General features: G+C 69.9%; 7 protein-coding genes and 1 pseudogene. All 8 read left to right on the forward strand.

The window, feature by feature from the left end:
• The coding region (locus tag ABYX71_RS09565; protein ID WP_372696275.1) for a transporter substrate-binding protein at positions 1 to 878 on the forward strand (878 nt) is incomplete at its 5' end.
• Between the two features lie 60 nt (positions 879 to 938).
• On the forward strand, positions 939 to 2,558 hold the full coding sequence (urtB, locus tag ABYX71_RS09570) for an urea ABC transporter permease subunit UrtB (protein WP_372696276.1): 1,620 nt from the start codon (positions 939 to 941) through the stop codon (positions 2,556 to 2,558).
• A gap of 2 nt (positions 2,559 to 2,560) precedes the next feature.
• Positions 2,561 to 3,646, forward strand: a complete 1,086-nt coding sequence (gene urtC, locus ABYX71_RS09575) for an urea ABC transporter permease subunit UrtC (RefSeq protein ID WP_372696277.1) — start codon at positions 2,561 to 2,563, stop codon at positions 3,644 to 3,646.
• Positions 3,643 to 4,434 carry an urea ABC transporter ATP-binding protein UrtD gene (gene urtD / locus ABYX71_RS09580; RefSeq protein WP_372696278.1) on the forward strand — a complete coding sequence of 264 codons (792 nt, stop codon included), beginning with the start codon at positions 3,643 to 3,645 and terminating at the stop codon, positions 4,432 to 4,434. Before urtC ends, urtD begins: the two co-directional genes overlap by 4 nt.
• Before the next feature lie 4 nt (positions 4,435 to 4,438).
• A complete protein-coding gene (gene urtE / locus ABYX71_RS09585) occupies positions 4,439 to 5,128 on the forward strand; it encodes an urea ABC transporter ATP-binding subunit UrtE (RefSeq protein WP_372696281.1) in 690 nt (229 codons plus the stop codon).
• Between the two features lie 72 nt (positions 5,129 to 5,200).
• Positions 5,201 to 5,842, forward strand: coding sequence for a LexA family protein (locus ABYX71_RS09590; protein WP_372696279.1), 642 nt, complete (start codon positions 5,201 to 5,203; stop codon positions 5,840 to 5,842).
• A complete protein-coding gene (gene imuA / locus ABYX71_RS09595; protein ID WP_372696280.1) occupies positions 5,839 to 6,465 on the forward strand; it encodes a translesion DNA synthesis-associated protein ImuA in 627 nt (208 codons plus the stop codon). The genes ABYX71_RS09590 and imuA overlap by 4 nt, the downstream gene beginning before the upstream one ends.
• A gap of 13 nt (positions 6,466 to 6,478) precedes the next feature.
• Positions 6,479 to 6,744 (forward strand): annotated as a pseudogene (locus tag ABYX71_RS09600) (DNA polymerase Y family protein); the annotation flags it as partial.

Here is a 6,744-nt window from a genome sequence, read left to right on the forward strand (position 1 = left end):
ACGTCTTCTACACCGGTGCGGCACCGAACCAGCAGGCCATCCCGGCCGTCGAGTACCTGATGAACGACCTCGGCGTCGAGCGCTGGGTGCTGGCCGGTACCGACTACGTGTACCCGCGCACCACCAACAAGATCCTCGAGGCGTACCTGAAGTCGAAGGGCGTGAAGGACGAGGACATCATGATCAACTACACGCCGTTCGGGCACTCGGACTGGCAGTCGATCGTCGCCGAGATCAAGCAGTTCGGCGCTGCCGGCAAGAAGACCGGCGTGGTGTCCACCATCAATGGCGATGCCAACGTGCCGTTCTACAAGGAACTGGCGGCCCAGGGCATCAAGGCCGAGGACATTCCGGTGGTGGCCTTCTCCGTGGGTGAGGAGGAGCTGTCCGGCCTCGACGCCGGTCCGCTGGTCGGCCACCTGGCGGCCTGGAACTACTTCATGAGCGTGGACACGCCGCAGAACGCCCAGTTCATCGAGCAGTGGCACAGCTTCATCGGGGATTCCAAGCGCGTCACCAACGACCCGATGGAAGCCCACGTCATCGGCTTCAACATGTGGGTCAAGGCGGTCGAGAAGGCCGGTACCACCGACGTCGACGCCGTGGCCGACGCCATGATCGGCATCGAGGTGCCGAACATGACCGGCGGCATGGCCAAGATGCTGCCCAACCATCACCTGACCAAGCCGGTGCTGATCGGCGAGATCCAGGCCGACGGCCAGTTCGAGACGGTCTGGGAGACCGACGACCTGGTCCCCGGCGATGCCTGGTCGGACTACCTGCCCGGCTCCAAGGACATCGAGGCCGACTGGGTGAGCCTGAAGTGCGGCAACTACAACACCATCACCAAGAAGTGTTCGGGTCAGAACTACGAGTGATCTGACCGTCCCGACCTTCCCCCCGGGCTGCGGCCCGGGGGCTTTCCTCGTTTTTCCGGGATGCCCGTGAAACACATTCGAATGCGCATGCCGGCCGCCGTGGCGGCCCTGTTCCTGGTGCTGTGCGCCCTGGTGCAGCCGGCCGGGGCGCAGCAGCCTCCCCAGGCGGCGGTACAGGCGCTGGCGACCGCCGGTTTCGGTGCCAAGGCGGCCCTGCTGGAGCAGATCGCCGACAGCGGCGAGCCGTGGGCGCGGCCCGTGCTGCAGGCCCTGCTCGACGGCGACCTCAAGATGCGCAAGGCGGACGGCCAGGTGGTGCTGACGCGCCCGTCCGCAGACGGTTTTGCGCTCTACGACCCGATTGACGGCCAAGAACTGGGGCAGGCCGGCCGTTTCGACCTCAAGCGCCTGGCCATCAACAACGCCCTGCGCGGTCAGTTGCGCACCCTGATCGCCACCCTGAGCCTGGGCGATCCGGACCCGGCGCGGCGCCGGGCGGCGGTGCGCGCCCTGTATGACGAAATCGATCCCGCCATGGTGGCGCGTCTGCGCGACCGGCAGGCCGCGGAGCGCGATGGCGACGTGCGTGAGGCCATCGACATCGCACTGGCGCTGGCCGACCTGAAATCCGGCGACGATGCCGCCCGCATCGCCGCCGCGGAACACCTGTCCGGCAGTGTCGAGCCGGATGTACGGGTGGCCCTGGCCGCCGTGGCGCAGGACACCGGTCAGCCGGACGCCGTGCGGGCCGCGGCGCGGCGCGCCCGCGCCAGCAGCGACACCTGGGTGAGCATCTATCGCGGCATCGAAACCGCGTTCTTCGGCATGTCGCTGGGGTCGGTGCTGCTGCTGGCGTCCATCGGCCTTGCCATCAGTTTCGGTGTCATGGGCGTCATCAACATGGCCCACGGCGAGTTTCTGATGCTGGGCGCCTACACCACCTTCGTCGTGCAGCAGTGGGTGCCGGTCAACTGGTCGCTGCCGCTGGCCATTCCGCTGGCCTTCCTGGTGGCCGGCGCGGTCGGTGTGCTGCTCGAACGGTGCCTGATCCGCTTCCTGTATGGCCGGCCGCTGGAGACGCTGCTGGCCACGTTCGGTGTCAGCCTGATCCTGCAACAGGCGGTGCGCACCGTGTTCTCGCCGCTGAACCGCCAGGTGGCGACGCCGGACTGGATGAGCGGTTCGGTGGCCCTGAATCCGGCGCTGTCGCTGACGCTGAACCGCCTGTACATCGTCGCCTTCAGCCTGGTGGTGTTCGCCCTGCTGCTGGCCGTGCTGCGCTACACGCGCTTCGGCCTGGAGCTGCGGGCGGTGTCGCAGAACCGCGCCATGGCGCGGGCGCTGGGCGTGCGCAGCGCGCGGGTGGACGCGCTGACCTTCGGGCTCGGCGCCGGGGTTGCCGGGGTTGGCGGCGTGGCGCTGTCGCAGTTGACCAACGTCGGTCCGAACCTGGGCCAGGGCTACATCGTCGATGCCTTCCTGGTGGTGGTGTTCGGCGGTGTCGGCAACCTGTGGGGCACCTTCACCGCGGCCCTGTCGCTGGGTGTCGCCAACAAGCTGATGGAGCCTTGGGTGGGCGCCGTGCTGGCCAAGATCCTGGTGCTGGTGTTCATCATCCTGTTCATTCAGCGCCGGCCGCGGGGGCTTTTCCCGCAGCGCGGTCGCGCGGTGGAGGTCTGACCATGAGCCTGCCGAGCTGGCGCCGGGAACCCGGCGGCGTGGCCCTGCTGGTCGTGCTGGGGTTGCTGGTGTTGCTGGTGCCGCTGCTGAACCTGGCGGTGCCGGCCGATTCCGCGTGGCACGTGTCCACCTACACGGTGACCGTGCTGGGCAAGTACCTGTGCTACGCCCTGGCGGCGGTGGCGCTGGACCTGGTGTGGGGCTACTGCGGCATCCTGAGCCTGGGGCACGGTGCCTTCTTCGCGCTGGGCGGTTACGCCATGGGCATGTACCTGATGCGCCAGATCGGCGAGCGGGGCGTGTACGGCAACCCGCTGCTGCCCGATTTCATGGTGTTCCTGAACTGGCAGGAGCTGCCCTGGTACTGGCACGGTTTCGACCATTTCCCGTTCGCCCTGCTGATGGTGGTGCTGGTGCCGGGGGTGCTGGCGTTCGCCTTCGGTTACCTGGCGTTCCGCTCGCGCGTGTCGGGGGTGTACCTGTCGATCATCACGCAGGCGCTCACCTTCGCCCTGATGCTGGCGTTCTTCCGCAACGACATGGGCTTCGGCGGCAACAACGGCCTGACCGACTTCAAGGACCTGCTGGGGTTCGACCTGCAGGCGCCGGGCACCCGCGCCGGCCTGTTCGTGCTGTCGGCGCTGGCCCTGGCCGGGGGCTACCTGGTGTCGCGGGCGGTGGTGCGGTCGCGCGCCGGGCAGGTGCTGATCGCCGTGCGTGATGCCGAGGACCGGGCGCGCTTTCTCGGCTACCGGGTCGAGTACTACAAGCTGGCCGTGTTCGTGCTGTCGGCGGTACTGACCGGCATTGCCGGGGCGCTGTACGTGCCGCAGGTGGGCATCATCAACCCGAGCGAGTTCGCGCCGCTGAACTCCATCGAGATGGTGGTCTGGGTGGCGCTGGGTGGCCGCGGCACCCTGTACGGCGCCGCCGCCGGTGCCGGCGTGGTCAATTACCTGAAGACGCTCCTGACCGGCGCGCTGCCGGAAGTGTGGCTGTTCTTCCTGGGCGCGCTGTTCATGCTGGTGACAGTGGCCCTGCCGCTGGGACTGGCCGGCCTGCTGGCGCGGCGGCGGAGGGTGGCATGAACGTGGCGACATCGGCCGAAAGCAGGGCGCCGGGCGGGGTGCATGAGCCGCACGAGGGCGCGCTGTTCGTGGAAGGGGTGAGCGTTTCCTTCGACGGTTTCAAGGCGCTCAACGACCTCACGCTGTACGTGGATCATGGCGAGCTGCGTTGCCTGATCGGCCCCAACGGGGCCGGCAAGACCACGCTGATGGACGTCATCACCGGCAAGACGCGGCCCGACGAGGGGCAGGTGTTCTTCGGTGATCGCATCGACCTGCTGCACCTGACCGAGGCGCAGATCGCCGAGGTCGGCATCGGGCGCAAGTTCCAGAAGCCGACCGTGTTCGAGCGCCTGAGCGTGCGCGACAACCTCACGCTGGCCCTGAAGCAGGACCGTCGGGTGTGGGCCATGTTGCGGGCGCGCCTGAGCGGCGCCGAGCGCGACCGCATGGACGAGGCGGCGGCCCAGATCGGGCTGCTCGATGCGCTCGAACGGCCGGCCGGCGAGCTGTCGCACGGCCAGAAGCAGTGGCTGGAGATCGGCATGCTGCTGTTGCAGGAGCCGCGCCTGATGCTGATCGACGAGCCGGTGGCCGGCATGACGCGGGGCGAGATCGAACGCACCGCCCAGCTGTTGCAGGACCTGGCCGGCGAACGGTCGGTGGTGGTGGTGGAGCACGACATGGAGTTCGTGCGTTCCATCGCCCGCCGCGTCACCGTGCTGCACCAGGGGCATGTGCTGGCCGAGGGCAGCATGGCGCAGGTGCAGGCCGACCCGCGTGTGATCGAGGTCTATCTCGGTGAATGAATCCTTGCTCGAACTGACCGGCATCCAGCAGTACTACGGCCAGAGCCACATCCTGCGCGAGGTGTCGCTGACGGTGCCGGCCGGCGCCTGCACCTGCCTCATGGGCCGCAACGGTGTCGGCAAGACCACCCTGCTGAAGGTCATCATGGGCCTGCTGCCGGCGCGTGCCGGGCAGGTGGTGTTTGCCGGTCAGGACCTGACCCGTGCCGACACCCGCGAGCGGGCGCGCCTGGGCATCGGTTACGTGCCGCAGGGGCGGGAGATCTTCCCGCGCCTGACGGTGGAGGAGAACCTGCGGGTCAGCCTCGGCATCCGCCGCGCCAAGGCCCTGCCGGAACGGATCTTCGAGCTGTTTCCGGTGCTGCGCGACATGCTGCACCGCCGCGGCGGCGATCTTTCGGGCGGGCAGCAGCAGCAGCTGGCCATTGCCCGGGCGCTGGTGCTGGAGCCGAAGCTGCTGATCCTGGACGAACCCTGCGAGGGCATCCAGCCGAACATCGTGCGCGACATCGGTGACGTGCTCACGCGTCTGCGCCAGGAAAGCGGCCTGGCGGTGCTGCTGGTGGAGCAGAAACTGCCGTTCGCGCGCCGTGTGGCGGATCGCTTCTTCCTGCTCGAGCGCGGCAGCGTGGTGGCCGACGGCGGCATCGACGAACTCAGCGAGGAGCTGGTGCAGCGCCACCTGGTGGTGTAGCGGGGCGCGCACAGGCCGCGCCGCCGGCGCGGCTTGCGTCGATCGGTCACGGGGCTATACATTTGTGTAGCCATGAACGAACCCCATCCATTGCCGCCCCGCCAGGCCGCCGCGCTTGCGGCCATCGAGCGCCATTTCGAACGCCACACGGCCATGCCGACCGTGCGCGAACTGGCGCAGGCGCTGGATTGCTCGGTGCGCGCGGCGGCGGAGCTGATCGAAAAACTGGTGCAGCGCGGGGCGCTGTACAAGGTGCCCGGCGTCAGCCGCGGCCTGCGGCTGACCACGCCGCCCGCGCCGCGGCTGCGCCTGCCGCTGGTCGGCCGCATCGCCGCCGGCCGGCCGATCCTGGCCGCCGATCAGGTGGAAGACCGACTCGAGGTCGACCCCGGCCTGTTCCGGCCGCGCCCGGACTGGCTGTTCCGGGTGCAGGGCTGGTCGATGCGGAACCTGGGGGTGTTGCCGGGCGACCTGGTCGGTGTGCGCGAGGACCCGGACCCGTCGCCGGGCGCCGTGGTGGCGGCGCTGGTGCCCGACCCGCACACCGGTGACCGGCTGCTCACGCTCAAGCGCTACCGGCGGCGCGGCGGGCAGGTGGTGCTGCTTTCCGAACATGACGATCAGGTCGAGTACGCGCCGCAGGTGTACGCGCCGGACGCCGTGCAGCTGATCGGCGTCTACGCCGGGCTGATTCGGCCGGTGACGGTGCCGTGAGCGCCGCCGCGTTGCAGATTCCGGGTGTCTGGCGGGCCAGCGAGGCACCGTTGGCCGGCGCGGTGGTCAGCACGCGCAGTGCGGCGCTGGACCGGGCGCTCGGTGGTGGCTGGCCGCAGGGCGCATTGACGCAGATCGTCAGCGGCACACCGGGCCTGGGTTTCTCGCTGCTGCTGCCGGCGCTGGCCGCGCTCACCGCCGCCGGGCGGCCGGTGGCGCTGATCGACCCGCCGTATCTGCCCTATGCGCCGGCGCTGGCTGAGCGCGGCGTGGTGCTGGAGCAGCTGTTCTGGCTGCAGGTCACCGAGCCAGCCGAGGCGCTGTGGGCGGCCGAGCAGGTGCTGCGCAGCGGTCTTTTCGGGGCGCTGGTGTACTGGGGTGGGCCGCTGGCCGGCAGTCGCGAACGGCGCCTGCAGCTGGCGGCCGACGACGCGCAGTGCCTGGCCTTTTGTTTCCATGCCGGCGCGGTGGAGGGCCACAGCCATGCTGCGCTGCGCCTGGCGGTGACGGCGCGGGCCGACGCGCAACTTCAGGTGACGGTGCTCAAGCGTCGCGGCGGGCGGCACGGTCACAGCCTGCTGCACCGCAGCGCCGACGCCCCGGCGGACCGCCGCGCGGCATGAGGGGGCGGGTGCCGTGTTGTGGCTGTGTGCCTGGTTTCCCGACCTGCCGCTGGCGGCGCTGGCACTGCCGGCACGCCAGCCGGCGGCGGTGTACCGGCAGGCCGGCAGCCGGCAATGGCTGCATGCCGTCAATGCCGCCGCGGCCGAGCGGGGCCTGCGTCCCGGCCTGCCGCTGCCGGCGGCCATGGCGCGGGTGCCGCAGCTGCTGGCCGGTCGCCGCCGGCCGGCGGCCGAGCGCGCCGCCCTGCAGGGCCTGGCCAACTGGGCCTACCGTTTCGG

The organism is Immundisolibacter sp. (assembly GCF_041625615.1).
Taxonomy (GTDB): domain Bacteria; phylum Pseudomonadota; class Gammaproteobacteria; order Immundisolibacterales; family Immundisolibacteraceae; genus Immundisolibacter.